This is a genomic window from Bacillus sp. LR_5, from assembly GCF_042709275.1.
This window is the reverse complement of sequence record NZ_JAVAXX010000035.1, coordinates 18,918-37,925: the sequence shown is the minus strand read 5'-3', so window position 1 is coordinate 37,925 and position 19,008 is coordinate 18,918. Positions and strand designations below refer to the sequence as shown.

Below are 19,008 nucleotides of genomic sequence, written 5' to 3'. Positions count from 1 at the left end.
ATGAATCTAACCCGCCCGACTTGGCGGATGATATAATCTTTATTTGCGTATAGAAAAGAATAAGACAAACCGCTCGGCGTATGCCGGCGGTTTTTTTATTGTTAAAAAACACATCGCACTGAAACCTCTTTGTCTTCTTTCGAGTCTTATCTCTAGGATGAAATTGGAGGAAGAATAACGTGCATGTCATGACAACACAAGTACTTTTTATTTTCTGTTTTTTATTACTGATTCACTCGATAGAAACCTTAGCTTACGCCACAAGGCTTTCCGGGGCCCGCGTGGGATTTATTGCGTCCGCGCTTTCCCTTTTTAATGTCATGGTCATCGTGTCCAGAATGTCGAACATGGTGCAGCAGCCCTTTACCGGACATTTAATTGATGATGCGGGAAAAAACGCACTGGCGATTGTAGGCGAACAGTTCCGCTTCTTGATTTTCGGATCGACAGTCGGCACCATCCTGGGCATTATCCTGCTCCCGTCTTTTGTCGCTCTTTTTTCACGGGCGATTATTCACTTGGCGAGCGGCGGCGGCTCCGTTTTTCAAGTGTTTCGAAAGGGGTTCTCAAAACAAGGATTCAAAAATGCCCTTTCCTATTTGCGTCTGCCGTCTCTTTCATATGTAAAGGGATTTCACATCCGCTTGATTCCGAAGCGTTTGTTTGTCATCAACATGCTGATCACATCGATTTATACGATTGGCGTGCTTTCAGCTTTGTACGCAGGCCTTCTGGCGCCGGAGCGCAGTACGACAGCCGTCATGGCATCGGGCTTGATCAACGGAATTGCGACGATGCTGCTGGCGATTTTTGTTGATCCTAAGGTATCCGTTCTTGCCGATGATGTGGCAAAAGGAAAACGAAGCTATACGTATTTAAAATGGACCTCTGTCACAATGGTCACCTCAAGGGTGGCGGGTACTCTTCTCGCCCAGCTGATGTTTATTCCGGGCGCCTACTATATCGCGTGGCTGACAAAGTGGTTTTGATAAGAAAGGCTGGATCATAAAGATCCAGCCTTTTTCGCGCTTACTTATTTATTTTCCGTAATCCGCGGTCGTACAAAAAGTTTCCGAATGGGACAAAAGCGGCGATGAAGCCGGCGGCTGACCATTTCAGCGACCATTTGACTGAGAAGGTTGCATACGCCAAGACAAGCAAATACAAAATGAACAACCCGCCGTGAACCGAACCGACAATTGTCACCGCAAGCGGAAGGCCTGCCCAATATTTAAGCGGCATGGCGATGAACAGCAGGATTAAGAGTGACATTCCTTCAATAAAACCCATCGTGCGAAGTCTTCCGATCGGCGTTTGCAGCATAAATCGCCCTCCTTGTGGACACGTTTTCATTCTATACTATAAACAATCCAGAGGGCGCATATGACAGCTTTCAGAAAATGTTCGGAAAACATTCATTTTTACATGCTATTTCTAGGGGACTGTACTTGTCATTTACAAAAATACCCGAGATAATGTGTACAAAATCATAAAAGAAGGATGTTGAAATGAAACTTGACCAGATTGATCTGAATATCATTGAGGAGCTGAAGAAGGACAGCCGTTTGTCAATGAGGGAATTAGGCAGGAAAATTAAGCTGTCGCCGCCATCTGTGACAGAACGGGTGAGGCAGCTTGAATCGTTCGGGATCATTAAGCAATACACGCTGGAGGTCGATCAGAAAAAGTTGGGGCTTCCCGTTTCATGCATTGTGGAAGCAACCGTCAAAAACGCGGATTACGAGAGGTTCAAAAGCTATATTCAAACATTGCCGAATATCGAATTTTGCTACCGGATTGCGGGCGCAGCCTGCTATATGCTGAAAATCAACGCTGAAAGCCTCGAAGCGATAGAAGATTTCATTAACAAAACATCGCCCTACGCGCAAACCGTCACTCACATTATTTTCTCAGAAATTGACACGAAAAACGGGCGCAGTTAGAGAGTGCTTGTTCAAGTCTGTTATAATAAAAGGATGAGCGTGAAAGAAAGAGAAGTGATCAAGCATGTCAAAAACAGTTGTATTAGCTGAAAAACCTTCAGTCGGCCGGGATTTGGCCCGGGTGCTGAAGTGCCATAAAAAAGGAAACGGTTATCTCGAAGGCGATCAATATATTGTTACATGGGCTTTGGGCCATTTGGTGACACTTGCTGATCCGGAAGGCTACGGAAAAGAATTTCAATCATGGCGGCTGGAGGATCTGCCGATTATCCCAGAACCATTAAAGCTTGTTGTGATTAAGAAAACCGGAAAACAGTTCAATGCGGTCAAATCGCAGCTTACCCGTAAAGACGTCAATCAGATTGTCATCGCGACTGATGCAGGCCGGGAAGGAGAGCTTGTTGCGCGCTGGATCATTGAAAAAGCAAATGTCCGTAAGCCGATCAAGCGGCTATGGATTTCATCTGTGACAGATAAAGCGATCAAAGAAGGCTTTCAAAAGCTGCGCAGCGGCAAAGAATATGAAAACCTGTATCATTCTGCCGTCGCCAGAGCGGAAGCGGATTGGATTGTGGGGATTAACGCGACCCGTGCCCTCACCACAAAATTCAATGCCCAGCTATCATGCGGCCGTGTACAGACCCCAACGCTTGCTATGATTGCAAAGCGGGAGGCGGACATTCAAGCGTTTACGCCGGTTCCATATTACGGCATCCGCGCGGCGGTCGATGGCATGACGCTGACGTGGCAGGATAAAAAATCAAAACAGACGAGAACGTTCAATCAAGACGTAACTAGCCGTTTGCTAAAAGACCTCGAAGGAAAACAAGCGGTCATTGCTGAGCTGAAAAAAACAGCGAAAAAAAGCTTTGCACCTGCGCTTTATGATTTAACGGAGCTTCAGCGTGACGCCCACAAGCGCTTCGGATTTTCAGCCAAAGAAACGCTTTCTGTGCTGCAGAAGCTGTATGAGCAGCATAAGCTCGTCACATATCCGCGGACGGACTCAAGATTTTTATCCAGTGACATCGTCCCGACGTTAAAAGACCGTCTGGAAGGTATGGAAGTAAAACCGTATGCCCAATATGTCAGCCAAATTAAAAAACGCGGCATCAAATCTCATAAAGGCTACGTCAATGATGCGAAGGTATCAGACCACCACGCGATTATCCCGACCGAAGAGCCGCTCGTTCTCAGCAGTCTGAGTGATAAAGAACGGAAGCTGTATGACCTGATTGCGAAACGTTTCCTTGCTGTATTAATGCCGGCATTTGAATATGAGGAAACAAAGGTCATCGCTGAAATCGGCGGAGAAACCTTTACGGCGAAAGGCAAAACCGTGCAGTCACAAGGGTGGAAAGCCGTTTATGACATGGCGGATGAGGATGATGAGCAGGAGGATGACAGAGATCAGACACTCCCTGCCCTTCAAAAAGGCGATGCTCTTACCGTCCGCATGTTAACTGAAACAAACGGCCAAACGAAGCCGCCTGCCCGCTTTAACGAAGGGACCCTGCTGTCAGCGATGGAAAACCCAAGCGCCTTTATGCAGGGAGAAGAAAAAGGCCTCGTCAAAACGCTTGGAGAAACAGGCGGTCTCGGCACAGTGGCAACACGTGCCGACATTATTGAAAAACTGTTCAACAGCTTTTTAATAGAGAAAAAAGACAAAGATATTTTTATCACTTCTAAAGGAAAACAGCTCCTGCAGCTTGTTCCGGAGGATCTGAAATCACCGGCCTTAACGGCAGAATGGGAGCAAAAGCTGTCTGCGATCGCCGCCGGCAAATTAAAATCATCTGTCTTTATTAAAGACATGAAGGCTTATGCTAACCAAACGGTAAAAGAAATCAAAAACAGCAGCCAAACCTTCAGACACGACAACGTCACGGGAACGGCATGTCCGGAATGCGGCAAAATGATGCTGAAGGTAAACGGCAAACGCGGCACGATGCTCGTGTGCCAAGACCGTGAATGCGGAAGCAGAAAAACAATTGCCCGAAAAACAAACGCGCGCTGCCCGAACTGCCATAAAAAAATGGAGCTTCGTGGCCAAGGCGAGGGCCAGACCTTCGCGTGTGTCTGCGGGCACCGTGAGAAGCTTTCCGTATTTGAAAAACGAAAAAACAAAGACAAAGGGCGCGCTTCCAAACGGGACGTTTCCTCTTATATGAAAAAACAAAATAATAAAGAAGAGCCGATTAACAACGCGCTGGCAGAACAGCTGAAGAAACTCGGTTTGGATAAATAATAGAAAAACCTGTGCATATCGCACAGGTTTTTCTATTGGACTTAGGTCCCGTTTTTTTATTGATCAAAAAGGGGAAAAAAAAGCTAGCAATCTGCATTTTTTTCTTTTATAGTAAATGTACTTTGTAACATGGCAGTCATATTTTCGTCTATATATATTTGTGAGCGTCTGATTCGTTTCGGGCGACAAAGGGGGATTTGCCTGTGAGGCATCTGTTAATTGCTGTCATCTTATTCTTCTTATCTATCGGACTTTCCGCAGGGTGTGTTGAAGCTGGAAACAAGACCCAAAATCAGTCAACAGCAGAAATGAACACCAGCCCGCTCCAGCCGGCAGAGTATTTCATCTATCACAATCTAATGAATGACCAAGGGTTAATCAAAACCGATTTTTCAGAACAGCCTTCGTATCTATCAGAATCTCTTGGCCTGTGGATGGAGTTTTTGGTCAGCAAAAATGATGCCCCGCATTTCCAGGATCAATATCAGCATCTGACGGATTCATTTCTGCTGAGCAATCACTTGGTAACGTGGAAGATCCAAAACGGCCAAGCGAGCGGGACGAATGCGCTGATAGATGATATGAGAATTATGCTGTCTCTTGACCAAGCTGCCGCAAAATGGGGCCGCAGCGACTACGCGCAAACGGCCCGGGATATCGGCACGGCTTTGAAGACATACAATATGAACAACGGATTATTTACAGACTTTTACGACTCACAGGCCGCTTCAAAGGATGTGACGATTTCATACGTCATGCCTGATGCATTAGCTGTCTTAAAGAAGAATGGAATCATAGATGAAGAAACGGAACAGCGGAATGCCAATGTTCTCTATTCAGCTCCTTTAAAAAATGGCTTTTTGCCGAAAACATACAGCTCTGTCACGAAGGAATACACGTATGATAGTGAAATCAACCTGATTGATCAGCTGTACGCTGCTTGGCATTTGCCGGAAGGGAATGAAAATGCCGCTGTTTTAGCGGACTGGATCAAGCAGGAATTTCAGACAAACGGAAAGCTGTACGGACGATATTCGGCAGATACGAAGGAGCCTGCCGTCCAATATGAGTCGCCATCCGTATACGCATTAGCCGTATTATTTTTAACGAAACAGCATGAAGACAGCTCTGTCATCAAAGCCATATATGACAGAATGAGTGACTTTGAAATTCATGATCCGGTGAAATCGTATTATGGAGGCTATATGAGCGGCACTCAGACGCATTCTTTTGACAATCTGCTGCCGCTGTTAGCCGAAAGGAAGCTTTTTAATGAAAATATCATTCAATGAATCACAAAAATTATTTGCTTATTTTTCAGGGCTCATTGCAGCCCTGTCTCTGTTTATTTATTATGTGTCAGCCCAGCAATCGGAAGGCGCTCTGATCATTTGCATCACGTTTGTCGTCATCGCCGCAGGGATCTGGTTCGGCCCGATTTACGCGCTGGCAGTGACCTTAATCGTACTCTTTGTTCTCGGTACCTTAATGATGTTTTTCCAGACTGGACAGGCTGCGCTGTTTCCGGCTGAGGAAGGGCTGCGAATGCTTGTCGTGTGGGGAATTGCGCTTTTGCTGTTTTCTTTTATATCAGGAAGAATCCACGATATTGCAGCAGAGCTTCGGCAATCAGTTACACGGCTTCAATCCGAAATCAAAAGCTTTGTCGCTGTGGACAGAGTGACCGGATTTGATAACAAGCAGAGGATGAAGCTGGAACTTTCAGAGGAAATCAAGCGGGCGGAGCGCTACGGCAATTCTTTCGTGTTTTTGCTGCTGCATATGCACTATTTCAAAGAGTTTAAGTCTTTGTACGGTGAAAAAGAAACAGACCGCCTCTTCCAATATGTCAGTCAGCAAATCAGGTCAAGCGTCAGGGAAACGGATAAGAAATTCCGCCCCTCTGACGAGCGTATCGGGATCGTGCTGACGCACACGCCAGCTGAACATATGCCGGCCGTCCTGACAAAGCTGAAAAAACAATTAGACACGTATCAGCTGGAAAATGGAAAGTATGTGTCGCTCACGTTCCACGTCTGCTACTTGCCTTACCGTAAAGATATCAAAACAGCTGATCAATTTTTAGAAGAACTGGAAAACGAGATGATGATGAATGAATTATAAAGGAATCACGCTGCTCTGCGTCATAATGCTTCTGCTTTCGGCTATTGCATCTTTTCCCGTTTCCGGACAAGCGAAAGAGCCGGATGCCGGCATCCTCATCATCTATTCAACCTTGGACGGCAAAGAGTCGTCTCAAGTCAAAATGCTCGATTTGCTTGCGGGCCACTTTACATCCCATGTGACCGTCAAAAAAGATTCAGACGTGGAAGAGTCGGATTTCAAAGGCAAAGACCATGTGATTTATTACGGCCAAACGAAAAGAAAGCTCAGCAAAAAATTAGTGTCTCTTATCAGCAACGTAAAAAAACCTGTTGTCGCCATCGGCTATAACGCTGGCCAAATCAGCCAATTTTACGGGCTTTCATTAGCCCGCAAAGAAAATGTGTACCAGGTCCACAGCAGGTCGGAAAAGGCCGAGGTATCTCTGGAGAGCGGGCTTAACGTGCTGAGCGTATCAGGCCTGAAAGGAAAGGCGCTTTATACCTTCAAAGCCGGTGACGGCAAAACGCATTCTTTTATATGGAAAACAAAAAAAGACAATGTGTACATTGGATTAACGAATTTGTTGAATGACAATTTGATCGTGGCGAAACAGCTCAGAGAAGTTTTCGGTGAGAAGGCGGGGGCGACGTTATTGTATTTGCGTCTCGAGGATATCAGCCCGATGTCTGATGAAAAATTGCTGCTTCAAGCCGGTACATATCTGCATAAGAGGCATGTTCCTTTTATCCTGGCAGTGATTCCCGTTTACTTGAATCCGGAAACAGGCGACAAAGTGTATTTGTCTGATAAACCGAAGATGGTCCAGGTGCTGAAAAAGCTGCAAAGCATGGGCGGCAGTATCATTGTTCACGGCTATACACACGCCTATCGCTACAGTGAAACAGGAGAGGGCTTTGAATTTTGGGATGCAAAGGCGGATCAGCCGATTACATCTGGAAATGCCGAAGACACCCCATCCATTTTGGAAAAAGAGCAGGACTTTCCGAACGAACACGCCTATAACAGCTATCTAAAACCATTTCGTGAAAAGGAAGAAACGTATACAAAGCAAAAACTGACGCGCGCTATTGAGGATTTGACATCATCGGGTCTCTACCCGCTTGCATTTGAAGCCCCGCATTACACGATGTCCGAATATGGCTATCAGATCGCCTCGCAGTATTTTACAAGCATATTCGGCCAGGTTCAGCTCAGCAGCACAACGTGGAAAACATCCGGTGCACCCCCGTTTGTGAGTGCTCCTTCGATGTTGCACGGCATGACGCTGTATCCGGAAACGATCGGCTTTGTCGATACATCTAAGCAAAACCCGCTCGGCGATATGGAGGAGCACATCTCCCAGATGATTGATTTTGAAGGTGGAGTAGCCGGAGGATTTTATCACCCGTATCTCGGGATGAAATATCTGCCGGAGCTGGTTGATCAAATGGAACGCATTCCAGACAGTGAATGGCTTGATTTAAAGAAAACGAAACAAACCGTCAAAACAGACAAAGTGGAAATCCATACAAGCGGTGACGGAACGATTCAGGTGAAAAACGGCGTAAGCGCCATTGACGAGTTTTTCGATCATCATCGGCAAACCCCTCTGGAAAAGGCGTTATGGATTCTCTCCGCAATCGTGCTCTTATTTGTCGTCATGTTTGTCAGTTATACATTTTACTTGAGAGCCACATTGAAAAAACGAATTTTTAAGGAGAGAAGAAGCCTTGGGTAATACGCTGTTTTTTATCTCGCTAAGTTTAATATGGGTTATGCTTCTCTACCACATGTTTCTCATGCAGGGCGGATTTCGCCACTATATGACCTTCGAACGGGACATCCCGAAGTGGAGAGAAAACATGAAGGAGCTGCCAAAGGTTAGTGTTCTCATCCCGGCGCATAACGAAGAGGTTGTGATTCGGCAGACGCTGAAGGCGATGGTCAACCTTTATTATCCGAAGGACCATCTGGAGATTATCGTCGTTAATGACAATTCATCAGACCGGACGGGTGATATCGTCAATGAATTTTCCGAGAAATACGATTTCATCAAAATGGTGATTACGAAGCCGCCAAACGCAGGAAAAGGCAAATCCTCTGCACTTAACTCTGGTTTTGCCGAATCGAACGGCGATGTGATCTGTGTATATGACGCCGACAACACGCCTGAGAAAATGGCCGTGTACTACCTTGTGCTCGGCCTGATGAATGACGAAAAGGCAGGCGCCGTGGTTGGGAAATTCCGCGTCATCAATGCGGCAAAGACGCTGCTGACGAAGTTTATTAATATCGAAACGATCTGTTTTCAATGGATGGCCCAGGGAGGCAGATGGAAGTGGTTCAAAATCGCCACTATCCCAGGCACCAACTTCGCGATCCGCAGAAGCATTATCGAAAAGCTCGGGGGCTGGGATGACAAAGCGCTTGCTGAGGATACCGAGCTGACGATCCGGGTGTATAACCTTGGCTACCACATCCGCTTTTTCCCTGCAGCCATCACTTGGGAGCAGGAGCCGGAAACGTGGAAGGTGTGGTGGCGCCAGCGCACCAGATGGGCGCGCGGCAATCAATATGTTGTGCTGAAATTTTTGGCGCAGTTTTTCAAGCTGAAACGAAAACGGATTATCTTTGATTTGTTTTATTTTTTCTTTACGTACTTTCTGTTTTTCTTTGGCGTGATCATGTCAAATACGATATTTGTAGTGAATCTGTTTTATGATTTGCATTTGTCGGTCGGTTTTTTGGCAATGATTCTCTGGATTTTGGCGTTCTTCTTATTTATGACAGAGGTCATGATTACGTTGAGCATTGAAAAAACAGAAATGAACAGGCAAAACTTTTTTATCGTATTTCTCATGTACTTTACATACTCGCAGGCATGGATTGTGCTGGTCATCTATTCTTTATTCGTAGAAATCAAGCACCGTTTATTCAAGCAGGAGGTCAAATGGTACAAAACAGAACGATACAATCAACATAAAAGCGGGTGACCTTTTTGAAACAAATAATGATTTTTCTCACAAGCTTCATGCTCATGGCGATGGCCGGACAAACGGCTTTTGCCAAAGAGGTGGAGGTCAGCGGTTCGCTCCTCGGAAAAAGCAGCCAAGAACAAGCTAAACAGCAGGTGCTGACAAGCGACCTGATTACACTGTACGGATCAAAAGACAGCGCGGAGCTGACGTATCAGATCCCGGCAGGCGCCTCTTCCGGCAACCAACAATTGGTGATTGAATACGAGGCATCAAATCTTTTAATTTCTCCATCATCGTTAACGGCTGTCATTGACGATGAACCGGTCAAAACGTTAAAGCTTGATGGTGATTCCAAACGGAAAACAGTAAAGCTAAACCTGAATAAAAGCCAGTCTGCCCAAGGCTATCACAACGTATCGCTGAAATTTTACGGCGTGATGAAAGAGGGCGTTTGCGTCAGACAGGATACGTCCGGCAACTGGATCAAAATTTATCCGGACAGCCGCCTGACGCTGGCGGACAGCAGTGAAGCGAAGGGAACGTCGCTGGATCATTATCCATATCCTTTCGCCCAATCGGGAAATACAGCGGAAGAAACCGCCATCGTCATTCCGGATGACCCAAGTTCGGCAGAAATCGAAGCTGCAGTTAAAACAGAAGGCTATTTGAAAACGGCGGACAGCAGTGTCAGCATTTCGTATATTACGGAATCTGAACTGAAGAAAATCGACAAGCCAACGATTTTCATCGGCGTGGACAAGCATTGGGACGGCAAGGTGAAAAAGCTGATGAAACAAGCCGGCTTACAGGCAAAAGGAGACAAGCTCCTGCTTGCGGAGCGGGTGCTGAAAGCAGAGGGCAAGCAGCAGCCGGTTCTGTTTGCGGAAGCGTCATCCGATGATGTGCTCACTGAAAAAATCAGTGTCATCACGGATCAGACTTATACAGGCCAGCTCAGCGGCGACACACTCTCAATCAGCAAGCTGAAGCAGGCAGAAAAAAAAGAAAGCAATAAGCTGACTCTCGAGAATTTTGGAGCGGGTGATATCACAATTGGAGCTGACAAAACTTCTTCTGCACATTACTTTTATCCAGCTTCGGCGGTTTTAGACCAAAACCAATCAGCAAAGCTGTCGCTCAAGCTGAAGAAGTCCGAAACAATTCAAGCCTTAACGGCGGAAAACGAATCGGTTTCTCAGGCGGCAGAACTGAAGATCATGATCAATGGCCAGCCGCACTCGGTCCGGCTTGATGATTTAGGAAAAGAAGATAAAAACGGATTCTATCATGTCATGGTAAAAGTGGACCCTAAACTGCTGCAAAAAAACCGCTACATTGATATTCAGTTCGTTACGACTGGGCTAAAGGAAAACAATCCTTGCAACACCACTGATGAAGAAAAGTGGGTCTTTATCGATAAAAGCAGTACATTGTCTTACGCCATCAAAGATATGTCTCCGTCAGCGGATTTCCAAGAGTGGCCGCTTCCTTACGCTGGAAATCAGGAACAAACAACGCTAATCGTTCTTCCTGACACCGTAAGCCAATCGAAGCTTGCGGAACTTTCTCTCGTAACGGAGTCCTTCGGCAGTGAAGCGCAGCACTCATATACGGTGAAAAAATCATCTGATGTAACAGCAAATGATGCCAAAGGGCGGAACCTCATTTTCATAGGGGGTATCGATCAATTTTCTCTTCTGAAGGAGAAATCATCAGATCTGCTTGTTCCGCAAACAAAGAACGGCTCGTTTGATGTATCAGGTTTTGAGATGCTGAATGAGACAACAAAACGAGTGGCATTTACTCAAGCATCTCTTTGGGATACACGCTACACAATGGCTGTCTTTGCACCATCAAAAGGAACTGGCACGGCTGTCACGAAAGAGATCATCAGTTATCTGAATAGTACCGATGACTCGGCAACCGTCGTTAACGAAACCACCAGCCAGCAGGTGTTTACAAACCACCAGCAGCTTAAATCTGAAACTAACAGTTCCAGCGCAGAGCAATCATCACAGGATAATAGCCAGAAATGGCTGTATATTGGTGTGCTGGCACTTATTATGGTGATTGCGGCAGTGTTCATTTGGGTTGCCGTAAGACGAAGAAAAAGAAAGACAGATACAGAATAAAAACAGAGGCAATCTAGCCTCTGTTTTTTTATTTTTGGTATGTAAATTCCATTTGTGGAACCTATCATTTTATTTTTTCCGCCCGGCCAATAAGCCTCTTTACAACGTGCAGGAACGGGAGTATGATCTCTTTTAGAAAACAAATCGCTTAATCTGAAATCAGAGCGGGGGACCCATTAGAACGGCTTTTTTGCCGTTGGGGTGAATCCTTTTTAGGTAGGGCAAACTCTCATATGCCCGAATCCGTCAGCTAACCTCGTAAGCGTTCGTGAGAGGAGATGAATGAAACCTGTGTTCGATGTGATGGCACAGGGGCATCCGTTTGCCTCTGTGTTTTTTGCTGTTCATTTTTAGAATGCAAATCGCATACAGAGACATCATAGCAGAAAGGACTATTACAAAATGTGAGAGCTAGATGCTGATGTTTTTATTGTTTTAATTGAAAAATGAGAAATTAAAAGGGGAAGACATCGATGTATCATTCAATCAAACGTTTTTTGATTGGGAAACCACTAAAATCTCAAGCAGCTGGAGAGCAAAAACTGACGAAATTAAAAGCCTTAGCGATGCTTTCCTCAGATGCGCTTTCATCTGTCGCATACGGCACAGAACAAATTTTAATCATTTTGGCAACAATCAGTGCTGCTGCATTTTGGTACTCCATTCCGATTGCGATTGGCGTCCTCATATTGCTGCTCGCACTGATTCTTTCATACAGGCAAATTATTTACGCTTACCCGCAGGGCGGCGGAGCGTATGTTGTGTCGAAAGAAAACCTCGGTGAAAAGCCGGGATTGATCGCAGGCGGTTCACTGCTTGTCGATTATATTTTAACGGTAGCGGTAAGTATTTCCGCAGGAACGGACGCTATCACGTCGGCCTTTCCTGTATTGCATGATTATCATGTGCCGATTGCTGTTTTACTCGTTTTAGTCATTATGATTTTGAACCTGCGCGGGCTTTCGGAATCAGCATCGATTCTTGCCTATCCGGTTTATCTGTTTGTGGTGGCACTTTTGGTTTTGATAGCAGTCGGGTTGTTTAAACTCATGACAGGGCAAATAGACCAGCCAGTCCATCATACACCGCTCGGTACACCTGTAGCCGGCATTACGCTGTTTTTGCTGCTCAAGGCTTTTTCTTCGGGCTGCTCGGCTTTGACCGGGGTTGAGGCCATTTCTAACGCGATTCCTGCTTTCAAAAACCCGCCTGCGCGAAACGCGGCTAGAACTCTTGCAATGATGGGCATTTTGCTGGCGATTCTGTTTTCTGGGATCACGGTGCTCGCATACGGCTATGGAACGGCGCCGAAGCCCGATGAAACGGTGGTTTCACAAATTGCGTCTGAAACCTTCGGGCGGAATGTGTTCTACTATGTGATCCAAGGTGTCACATCACTTATTTTGGTCCTTGCGGCAAATACGGGATTTTCAGCCTTCCCGCAGCTTGCCTTCAACCTGGCGAGAGACCAGTACATGCCGCGTATGTTTACAGTCAGAGGCGACCGCTTAGGCTTCTCAAATGGGATTATCTTTTTAGGCGTTGCTTCGATTGTGCTCATCCTGCTATTCGGAGGACAGACAGAGCATTTAATCCCGTTATATGCTGTGGGCGTATTTATTCCATTTACGCTTTCGCAAACCGGCATGTGCATCAAATGGATTAAGCAAAAACCAAAAGGGTGGATCGGAAAAATGCTGATCAACTCCTGCGGCGCTTTGATTTCGTTTATGGTTCTGTCGATCCTGTTTGTGACGAAGTTTAATGTTGTATGGCCTGTGTTAATCTTTATGCCTATCGTCGTTTTGCTGTTTTTTGCGATTAAAAATCACTACACAGCTGTCGGTGAACAGCTTCGTATCGTAGACAAAGAGCCAGAAGAAATCAAAGGCACGGTTGTGATTGTGCCTGTAGCTGGTGTCACCACCGTCGTGCAAAAATCGATTCACTATGCGAAATCACTGTCCGATCAGGTGATCGCCGTTCACGTGTCATTTGACAGAGAACAGGAAAAGAAATTCGAAAAACGCTGGGAAGAGCTCAATAACGGAGTGCGTCTCGTTACGCTTCACTCCTCGTACAGAAGCCTTGTCCATCCGTTTGATAAGTTTTTGGAAACAGTTGAGGCAAAAGCGAAGAAGGAGCAGTTTTCCGTCATGGTGCTGTTTCCGCAATTTATTACGAAAAAACGCTGGCACACCATCCTTCACAACCAATCGGCCTTCCTCCTCAGAGTCCGGCTGTTCTGGAAAAAGGACATAATGGTTGCCACGCTGCCGTATCATTTTAAAAAGTAAAGCTCTAGGACCAAGGGAATTACCTTGGTCTTTTTTTGCGGGAAAAGGAGAAATGCAATGTATACACAAGGTGCATTTGTGATCGTGTTGAACAACAATCAGCAGATTCTGCTGGTTAAACGAAAGGATGTCCCTTTATGGGATCTGCCGGGCGGCAGGGTCGATCCCGGGGAAACAGCTGAGGCAGCGGCAGTTCGGGAGGTATTGGAAGAAACGGGATACAGCGCAACGCTTTCTGCGAAAATAGGTGTCTACCAAAGGCCAAAGTTTCAAGATGAGCAGCATGTGTTTTTCGCGAGCATAACAGGCGGACAAGCAATAGTGAACGGCACAGAGACAGCGCGATTAAAGTGGTTTTCTCCGCAGCGTTTGCCGCTTTTTATGGTGCCGAACCGAAAAAGGCAAATCAAAGATTTCGTGAATGGCGCTCTAGATACAACCATCACCCTCAAGGACAGAGGTATGCTTGCGGTGATCGACCTGTTGAAAAGAAGACTGGGCAAGTGATAAAGGTCTCCGGGTTTTAAAGTGTTTCTCCTGTGGTATTGAAAAAAGGAAAAAGGAGGATACGGCATGGCACACAAAACTGCAGGACAAGCAATGACAGAACTGCTTGAACAATGGGGAGTTGATCATGTTTACGGCATCCCTGGAGACAGTATAAATGAGTTTATCGAGGAATTAAGACATGAAAGAAATCAATTGAAATTCATTCAAACCCGCCATGAAGAGGTAGCAGCGCTGGCGGCCGCGGCTGAGGCAAAACTCACCGGCAAGATCGGCGTCTGCCTGTCAATCGCAGGGCCGGGTGCAGTGCACTTATTAAACGGTTTATATGATGCAAAAGCGGACGGCGCCCCTGTGCTGGCAATTGCAGGACAGGTTTCATCAGGCGAAGTCGGACGGGATTATTTTCAGGAGATCAAGCTTGAGCAAATGTTTGAAGACGTGGCTGTGTTCAATAGAGAGGTACATAGTGCGGAATCACTGCCGGATCTCTTGAATCAGGCAATACGCACCGCCTACAGCAAAAAAGGCGTTGCGGTATTAAGCGTGTCTGATGATTTGTTTGTGGAGAAAATCAAGCATGAGCCCGTGTACACCTCACCAGTGTATATTGAAGGGAACCTTGAACCGAAAAAAGAACAGCTTGTCACTTGCGCGCAATATATAAATAATGCTAAGAAGCCGATTATCTTGGCGGGGCAGGGAATGAAAAAGGCGAAACGGGAGCTTCAGGAGTTTGCGGACAAAGCTGCAGCCCCGATCGTTGTCACGCTCCCGGCAAAAGGCGTCGTCCCCGATAAGCACCCGCATTTTCTCGGCAACCTCGGGCAGATCGGCACAAAGCCGGCCTACGAGGCAATGGAGGAATGTGATTTATTAATTATGCTCGGAACTTCATTCCCGTACCGCGATTATTTGCCTGATGACACGCCGGCGATCCAGCTCGATTCAGACCCGGCGAAAATCGGAAAACGCTATCCGGTGACAGCGGGACTTGTCTGTGATTCGACTCTCGGCCTGCGTGAGTTAACGGAGTATATTGAACGGAAGGAAGACAGAAGATTCCTGAATGCCTGCACGGAACATATGCAGCATTGGTGGAACGAAATCGAAAAAGATGAGGCCGAGGCGGAAACACCGCTCAAACCCCAGCAGGTCGTGGCACGTCTTCAGGAAGCGGCAGCCGATGATGCGGTGCTCTCTGTAGATGTCGGCACTGTGACAGTCTGGATGGCGCGGCATTTCAAAATGAACGCGAACCAGGATTTCATCGTTTCCAGCTGGCTTGCGACAATGGGCTGCGGCCTGCCGGGAGCAATCGCAGCAAGCTTGTCCGAACCGGAGCGCCAGGCCATCGCCGTCTGTGGTGACGGGGGCTTTTCCATGGTCATGCAGGATCTCCCGACCGCCGTCAAATACAAGCTCCCAATCACCGTCGTCATTTTAAACAATGAAAACCTCGGTATGATCGAGTACGAGCAGCAGGTCAAAGGCAATATCGACTATGTCACAAAGCTTCAAAATGTCGACTATGCCGCATTTGCAGAAAGCTGCGGAGCAAAGGGCATCAAGGTGACCAAAGCGGAAGAGCTTGCACCCGCTTTCCACGAGGCGTTACATGCTAACCAGCCGGTCGTTGTGGATGTCATGATCGGAAACGAACCGCCGCTGCCTGGCAAAATCACCTACGGGCAGGCAAAAGGCTTCAGCAAATACATGCTGAAAAATTTCTTCGAAAACCAAAATATCGAAATGCCGTCACTGAAGAAAAGTTTAAAGCGGTTATTCTAAAAAAACAGGGGCCTTTTGAGGCCCTTGTTTTTATGTATTGGAAACAAATGTATTTTTAGTTATCATAACATTACATTGCAAATAAAGGAGGAAAGTATGTTTGAATCCATAAAATTAGTGGTGTACTTATTAGGATCAGCAGGAATGATTTATGCAGCCTGTCATGATTTTCGCCATGCTCAAAACGGACAAAAGGACAAATGCATCTTCTTTCAAAGCAAAAAGATCAGCGCATTTGTCCTTTTATGTTTCGTATGTTTATTCTTTTCAAATCTTGCAGAGTTCGCTTCTTTATAAGTTTATTTCTCTTTTTTCTTAAGCCCGAAAAAGAAAGGAAAAGCAGAACCTACCAAGAAGGTGCCGAATAAAAACATGCCGCCGATAAACACGTGGAAATTCGTGTGTCCGGCCGTAAACGCGGTGATCAAGGAAATGATACTGAGCACGATCATGGCAATGCCGGGCGCGACTCTCATTTTTCCTTTGGATTTATAGGCAACAACAGAACATAAAATTCCGATTACAATAGGAACAATCCACAAATAAAACAGAATAAATACTGACATCATCAAAACTCCGATTTTTTCTACTATCATAACAAATTTCTGTCAAAAAGGGTATCAATGAGCTTTTGCGAAAAATCAAAACCGGCTTAGCAGCCGGTTTTTTTAACGAAACGTATCAACAATTAAAAATATATTCAAAGCAACGATCAATACAGCAATCAGCCAAGAAACCACTGTGACCCATTTGGCGTTGATCAGTGACCCCATAATCCGTTTATTGCTTGTAAACATAATAAGCGGGATTAAGGCAAAGGCGATGCCGAAGGACAGCACGACCTGGCTCAGTACGAGAGCGGTCGTCGGATTGACGCCTGATGCGATGATCAAGATCGGCGGAATAATCGTGATAAACCGCCGTACATACAGCGGGATGCGATAGTTGATAAATCCCTGCATGATCACGTCGCCTGAAAGTGTGCCGACTGACGAACTAGATAGTCCGGCAACGAGCAGCCCGATTCCGAATAAAGCCGCAGACACAGGGCTGACAAGATGTCCGAATTGTTGATATGCGACATCGAGATCCTCGACAAACAGGCCGTTTTTGAAGAATAATGCAGCAGCCACAATCAGCATACTTGCATTAATAGCTCCTGCAATCAGCATCGCTATTAAAATATCAATAAATTCAAATCTGAAGATTTTTTTCCGTTCAGTATCAGTTTTGCCAACCACCCGCCGCTGTGTAAGGGCAGAGTGTAAATAAATGGCGTGCGGCATAACGGTTGCGCCGAGAATACCCGCTGCAAGAAGCACACTGTCAGTGCCATGAAACGCCGGGACAAAAAGGCCCTTCATCACTGACGCGGCATCAGGCTTTGCGAAAAAGGTCTGCAACGCAAAGGCGATCACCACTACAAATAGCATACCGGCAATGCCGGCTTCAAGTGAGCGATAACCGCGGCGCTGAAGCTCCAATATCGCGAAAGAACCGATCGCCGCTATAATAGACGCTTCAAGCATCGGGATGCCAAACAGCAAATACAGTCCCAGAGCCGCCCCGATAAATTCCGCCAGATCAGTTGCGATAATGACCAGCTCGCCCTGAATCCATAATCCAATGGAGACGGGTTTTGGAAATTCTTCGCGGGCAACCTCAGGCAGATTTTTGCCTGTGGCAATACCGAGTTTGGCGGATAGTGATTGGATTAAAAGCGCCATGATATTCGAAAATAAAATCACCCATAGCAACATGTATCCGTATTTAGAACCCGCTGATATATTCGTTGCGAAGTTGCCGGGATCAATATAGGCGATGGCTGCTATAAATGCTGGGCCCAGAAAAGGAAGCAGCCCTCTGAATCCTCTGATTTTCCCGTCAAGCGCATCTTGGACTGCTTTGGAACGGGGAGATTGTGCTGTGATGTCCTTGTTCATCATGTCTCACCTGAATTCTGATTGTTTTTGCCGAACAACAAAGAGTTTCCTTAAGGCAAATTATTTTATCTACATCATATGACCATCCCGGTTTCTTGTCAACCGAAAATGTTCAAAGTACTTTCATAAATTTTTCCCTGTTATGTAACATGATATGTAGGGATTCGGATTAGGTCCCATATAAAAAGGCATCGTTTCAGTTCGAAACGATGCCTCCTGTATGAAATGAGTCTAGGCTTCCTTACGCAGTCCGCGGAATACGAGGCCCAGCAAGAACACGAAGATGGCCGCCCCGATGATGGCTGGGAAAATAGCAAAGCCAGCGAGGCTCGGTCCCCAAGTGCCAAGGAGTCCGTGTCCGATCCAAGCACCGATCAGCCCGGCAATCATAGAACCGAAAATTCCTCCCGGCATCCGGTTGCCTACGATGGCACTTCCGATTAATCCGATTACGATCGCAACAACTAATGAAACCAAAAAGCTAATCATAATACTCACCTCTCATAAATGATTTATCAATCAATAACCGCTTATGCCAAACCTGAAACACCGAAAAGCATATCGCTTTATGATTCTGCTTTAATTTTTCTCTGCACGCTGCCGTCAGCCAAATGAACAATCACCTCAGTGCCTTTATGTGCTGCAATTTCCTTTGCCCGTTCAATCGCATCTTTCTTTGTATCTTTGATCTCAGAGACACGTTTGGCACCCTCGGCTTTGACCGCCCAGCCGTTTTTATGCTTGATGACATGCTCAGCTTTATCCATAAGCTCTGGGCCGTTGCCACTGCTTGAATCTTCATCGCGTTCTGTCTCATCATCATGCTTGAGGAAATCATCAATTTCATCTTTAGGGGCATTTTCCGCCCATTCCTTTGCTTTGCTTGTCGCAATCGGAATCGCGCGTCCGTCCTCATAGCCCTCATCAATCATCGCATTCGCAATTTCAATTGCTTTTTTCTGTACCGGCTTCTCAAGATTTTTTAATGAAGCGGGATAATCCTTCATCGACCAAGGCATGTCCATCACTCCTTTTCCTTTTATAAAAATGGTACCCGCAG

The 19,008-nt window shown here is 46.1% G+C and carries 17 protein-coding genes and 1 riboswitch; of the genes, 12 read left to right on the top strand and 5 right to left on the bottom strand.

What is annotated here, in order from left to right; genetic code table 11:
• Positions 1-179: 179 nt before the first annotated feature.
• Positions 180-989, top strand: a complete 810-nt coding sequence (gene amj, locus RAC86_RS10475) for a lipid II flippase Amj (protein WP_003225092.1) — start codon at positions 180-182, stop codon at positions 987-989.
• Between the two features lie 40 nt (positions 990-1,029).
• Here amj and RAC86_RS10470 read toward each other — a convergent pair whose 3' ends face one another.
• On the bottom strand, positions 1,030-1,323 hold the full coding sequence (locus RAC86_RS10470) for a DUF3817 domain-containing protein (RefSeq protein WP_072565758.1): 294 nt from the start codon (positions 1,321-1,323) through the stop codon (positions 1,030-1,032).
• A gap of 185 nt (positions 1,324-1,508) precedes the next feature.
• Between RAC86_RS10470 and lrpC the strand changes: the two genes are divergently transcribed.
• The 11 genes from lrpC (at position 1,509) to RAC86_RS10415 (ending at position 16,302) form a co-directional block, all read left to right on the top strand.
• The gene (lrpC, locus tag RAC86_RS10465) at positions 1,509-1,943 is read left to right on the top strand and encodes a transcriptional regulator LrpC (RefSeq protein ID WP_072181712.1); all 435 of its coding nucleotides are present in this window, start codon (positions 1,509-1,511) and stop codon (positions 1,941-1,943) included.
• A 64-nt stretch (positions 1,944-2,007) separates the two neighbouring features.
• On the top strand, positions 2,008-4,194 hold the full coding sequence (locus RAC86_RS10460) for a DNA topoisomerase III (protein WP_014112696.1): 2,187 nt from the start codon (positions 2,008-2,010) through the stop codon (positions 4,192-4,194).
• A 203-nt stretch (positions 4,195-4,397) separates the two neighbouring features.
• Positions 4,398-5,486 carry a glycosyl hydrolase family 8 gene (locus tag RAC86_RS10455; RefSeq protein ID WP_072565759.1) on the top strand — a complete coding sequence of 363 codons (1,089 nt, stop codon included), beginning with the start codon at positions 4,398-4,400 and terminating at the stop codon, positions 5,484-5,486.
• Complete coding sequence (epsK, locus tag RAC86_RS10450) at positions 5,467-6,318, top strand: cyclic-di-GMP receptor EpsK (RefSeq protein WP_072565760.1); 852 nt, start codon at positions 5,467-5,469, stop codon at positions 6,316-6,318. Before RAC86_RS10455 ends, epsK begins: the two co-directional genes overlap by 20 nt.
• A gap of 10 nt (positions 6,319-6,328) precedes the next feature.
• On the top strand, positions 6,329-8,038 hold the full coding sequence (locus RAC86_RS10445) for a DUF2334 domain-containing protein (RefSeq protein ID WP_072566811.1): 1,710 nt from the start codon (positions 6,329-6,331) through the stop codon (positions 8,036-8,038).
• The gene (locus RAC86_RS10440; RefSeq protein WP_072565761.1) at positions 8,031-9,293 is read left to right on the top strand and encodes a glycosyltransferase family 2 protein; all 1,263 of its coding nucleotides are present in this window, start codon (positions 8,031-8,033) and stop codon (positions 9,291-9,293) included. The genes RAC86_RS10445 and RAC86_RS10440 overlap by 8 nt, the downstream gene beginning before the upstream one ends.
• A gap of 5 nt (positions 9,294-9,298) precedes the next feature.
• The gene (locus tag RAC86_RS10435; protein ID WP_072565762.1) at positions 9,299-11,410 is read left to right on the top strand and encodes a cellulose biosynthesis cyclic di-GMP-binding regulatory protein BcsB; all 2,112 of its coding nucleotides are present in this window, start codon (positions 9,299-9,301) and stop codon (positions 11,408-11,410) included.
• A gap of 135 nt (positions 11,411-11,545) precedes the next feature.
• Positions 11,546-11,690, top strand: a riboswitch (cyclic di-AMP (ydaO/yuaA leader).
• Positions 11,691-11,883: 193 nt separating this feature from the next.
• The gene (gene kimA, locus RAC86_RS10430; RefSeq protein WP_072181707.1) at positions 11,884-13,707 is read left to right on the top strand and encodes a potassium transporter KimA; all 1,824 of its coding nucleotides are present in this window, start codon (positions 11,884-11,886) and stop codon (positions 13,705-13,707) included.
• 57 nt (positions 13,708-13,764) lie between these two features.
• Positions 13,765-14,214, top strand: a complete 450-nt coding sequence (locus RAC86_RS10425; RefSeq protein ID WP_072565763.1) for an NUDIX hydrolase — start codon at positions 13,765-13,767, stop codon at positions 14,212-14,214.
• Between the two features lie 66 nt (positions 14,215-14,280).
• The gene (locus RAC86_RS10420; protein ID WP_072565764.1) at positions 14,281-16,005 is read left to right on the top strand and encodes a pyruvate oxidase; all 1,725 of its coding nucleotides are present in this window, start codon (positions 14,281-14,283) and stop codon (positions 16,003-16,005) included.
• A gap of 96 nt (positions 16,006-16,101) precedes the next feature.
• The gene (locus RAC86_RS10415; RefSeq protein ID WP_061186229.1) at positions 16,102-16,302 is read left to right on the top strand and encodes a hypothetical protein; all 201 of its coding nucleotides are present in this window, start codon (positions 16,102-16,104) and stop codon (positions 16,300-16,302) included.
• 2 nt (positions 16,303-16,304) lie between these two features.
• Here RAC86_RS10415 and RAC86_RS10410 read toward each other — a convergent pair whose 3' ends face one another.
• The 4 genes from RAC86_RS10410 to RAC86_RS10395 all read right to left on the bottom strand — a co-directional run bounded on the left by RAC86_RS10410 (position 16,305) and on the right by RAC86_RS10395 (position 18,967).
• Positions 16,305-16,571: a hypothetical protein gene (locus RAC86_RS10410; protein ID WP_041521127.1), complete on the bottom strand. Its 267-nt coding sequence runs from the start codon at positions 16,569-16,571 to the stop codon at positions 16,305-16,307.
• A 102-nt stretch (positions 16,572-16,673) separates the two neighbouring features.
• Positions 16,674-17,951 (bottom strand): Nramp family divalent metal transporter, encoded by a 1,278-nt coding sequence (locus tag RAC86_RS10405; protein WP_061186230.1) that lies wholly within the window; start codon positions 17,949-17,951, stop codon positions 16,674-16,676.
• 228 nt (positions 17,952-18,179) lie between these two features.
• Positions 18,180-18,437, bottom strand: a complete 258-nt coding sequence (locus tag RAC86_RS10400) for a GlsB/YeaQ/YmgE family stress response membrane protein (RefSeq protein ID WP_014112708.1) — start codon at positions 18,435-18,437, stop codon at positions 18,180-18,182.
• Between the two features lie 77 nt (positions 18,438-18,514).
• On the bottom strand, positions 18,515-18,967 hold the full coding sequence (locus tag RAC86_RS10395; protein ID WP_072565765.1) for a DUF2188 domain-containing protein: 453 nt from the start codon (positions 18,965-18,967) through the stop codon (positions 18,515-18,517).
• Between the last annotated feature and the right edge of the window lie 41 nt (positions 18,968-19,008).

Coding starts and splice junctions, on each gene's coding strand:
- RAC86_RS10470 (WP_072565758.1), bottom strand. CDS start 1,323: ATGCTGCAAACGCCGATCGGAAGACTTCGCACGATGGGTTTTATTGAA.
- lrpC (WP_072181712.1), top strand. CDS start 1,509: ATGAAACTTGACCAGATTGATCTGAATATCATTGAGGAGCTGAAGAAG.
- RAC86_RS10460 (WP_014112696.1), top strand. CDS start 2,008: ATGTCAAAAACAGTTGTATTAGCTGAAAAACCTTCAGTCGGCCGGGAT.
- epsK (WP_072565760.1), top strand. CDS start 5,467: ATGAAAATATCATTCAATGAATCACAAAAATTATTTGCTTATTTTTCA.
- kimA (WP_072181707.1), top strand. CDS start 11,884: ATGTATCATTCAATCAAACGTTTTTTGATTGGGAAACCACTAAAATCT.
- RAC86_RS10425 (WP_072565763.1), top strand. CDS start 13,765: ATGTATACACAAGGTGCATTTGTGATCGTGTTGAACAACAATCAGCAG.
- RAC86_RS10420 (WP_072565764.1), top strand. CDS start 14,281: ATGGCACACAAAACTGCAGGACAAGCAATGACAGAACTGCTTGAACAA.
- RAC86_RS10415 (WP_061186229.1), top strand. CDS start 16,102: ATGTTTGAATCCATAAAATTAGTGGTGTACTTATTAGGATCAGCAGGA.
- RAC86_RS10410 (WP_041521127.1), bottom strand. CDS start 16,571: ATGTCAGTATTTATTCTGTTTTATTTGTGGATTGTTCCTATTGTAATC.
- RAC86_RS10405 (WP_061186230.1), bottom strand. CDS start 17,951: ATGATGAACAAGGACATCACAGCACAATCTCCCCGTTCCAAAGCAGTC.
- RAC86_RS10400 (WP_014112708.1), bottom strand. CDS start 18,437: ATGATTAGCTTTTTGGTTTCATTAGTTGTTGCGATCGTAATCGGATTA.
- RAC86_RS10395 (WP_072565765.1), bottom strand. CDS start 18,967: ATGCCTTGGTCGATGAAGGATTATCCCGCTTCATTAAAAAATCTTGAG.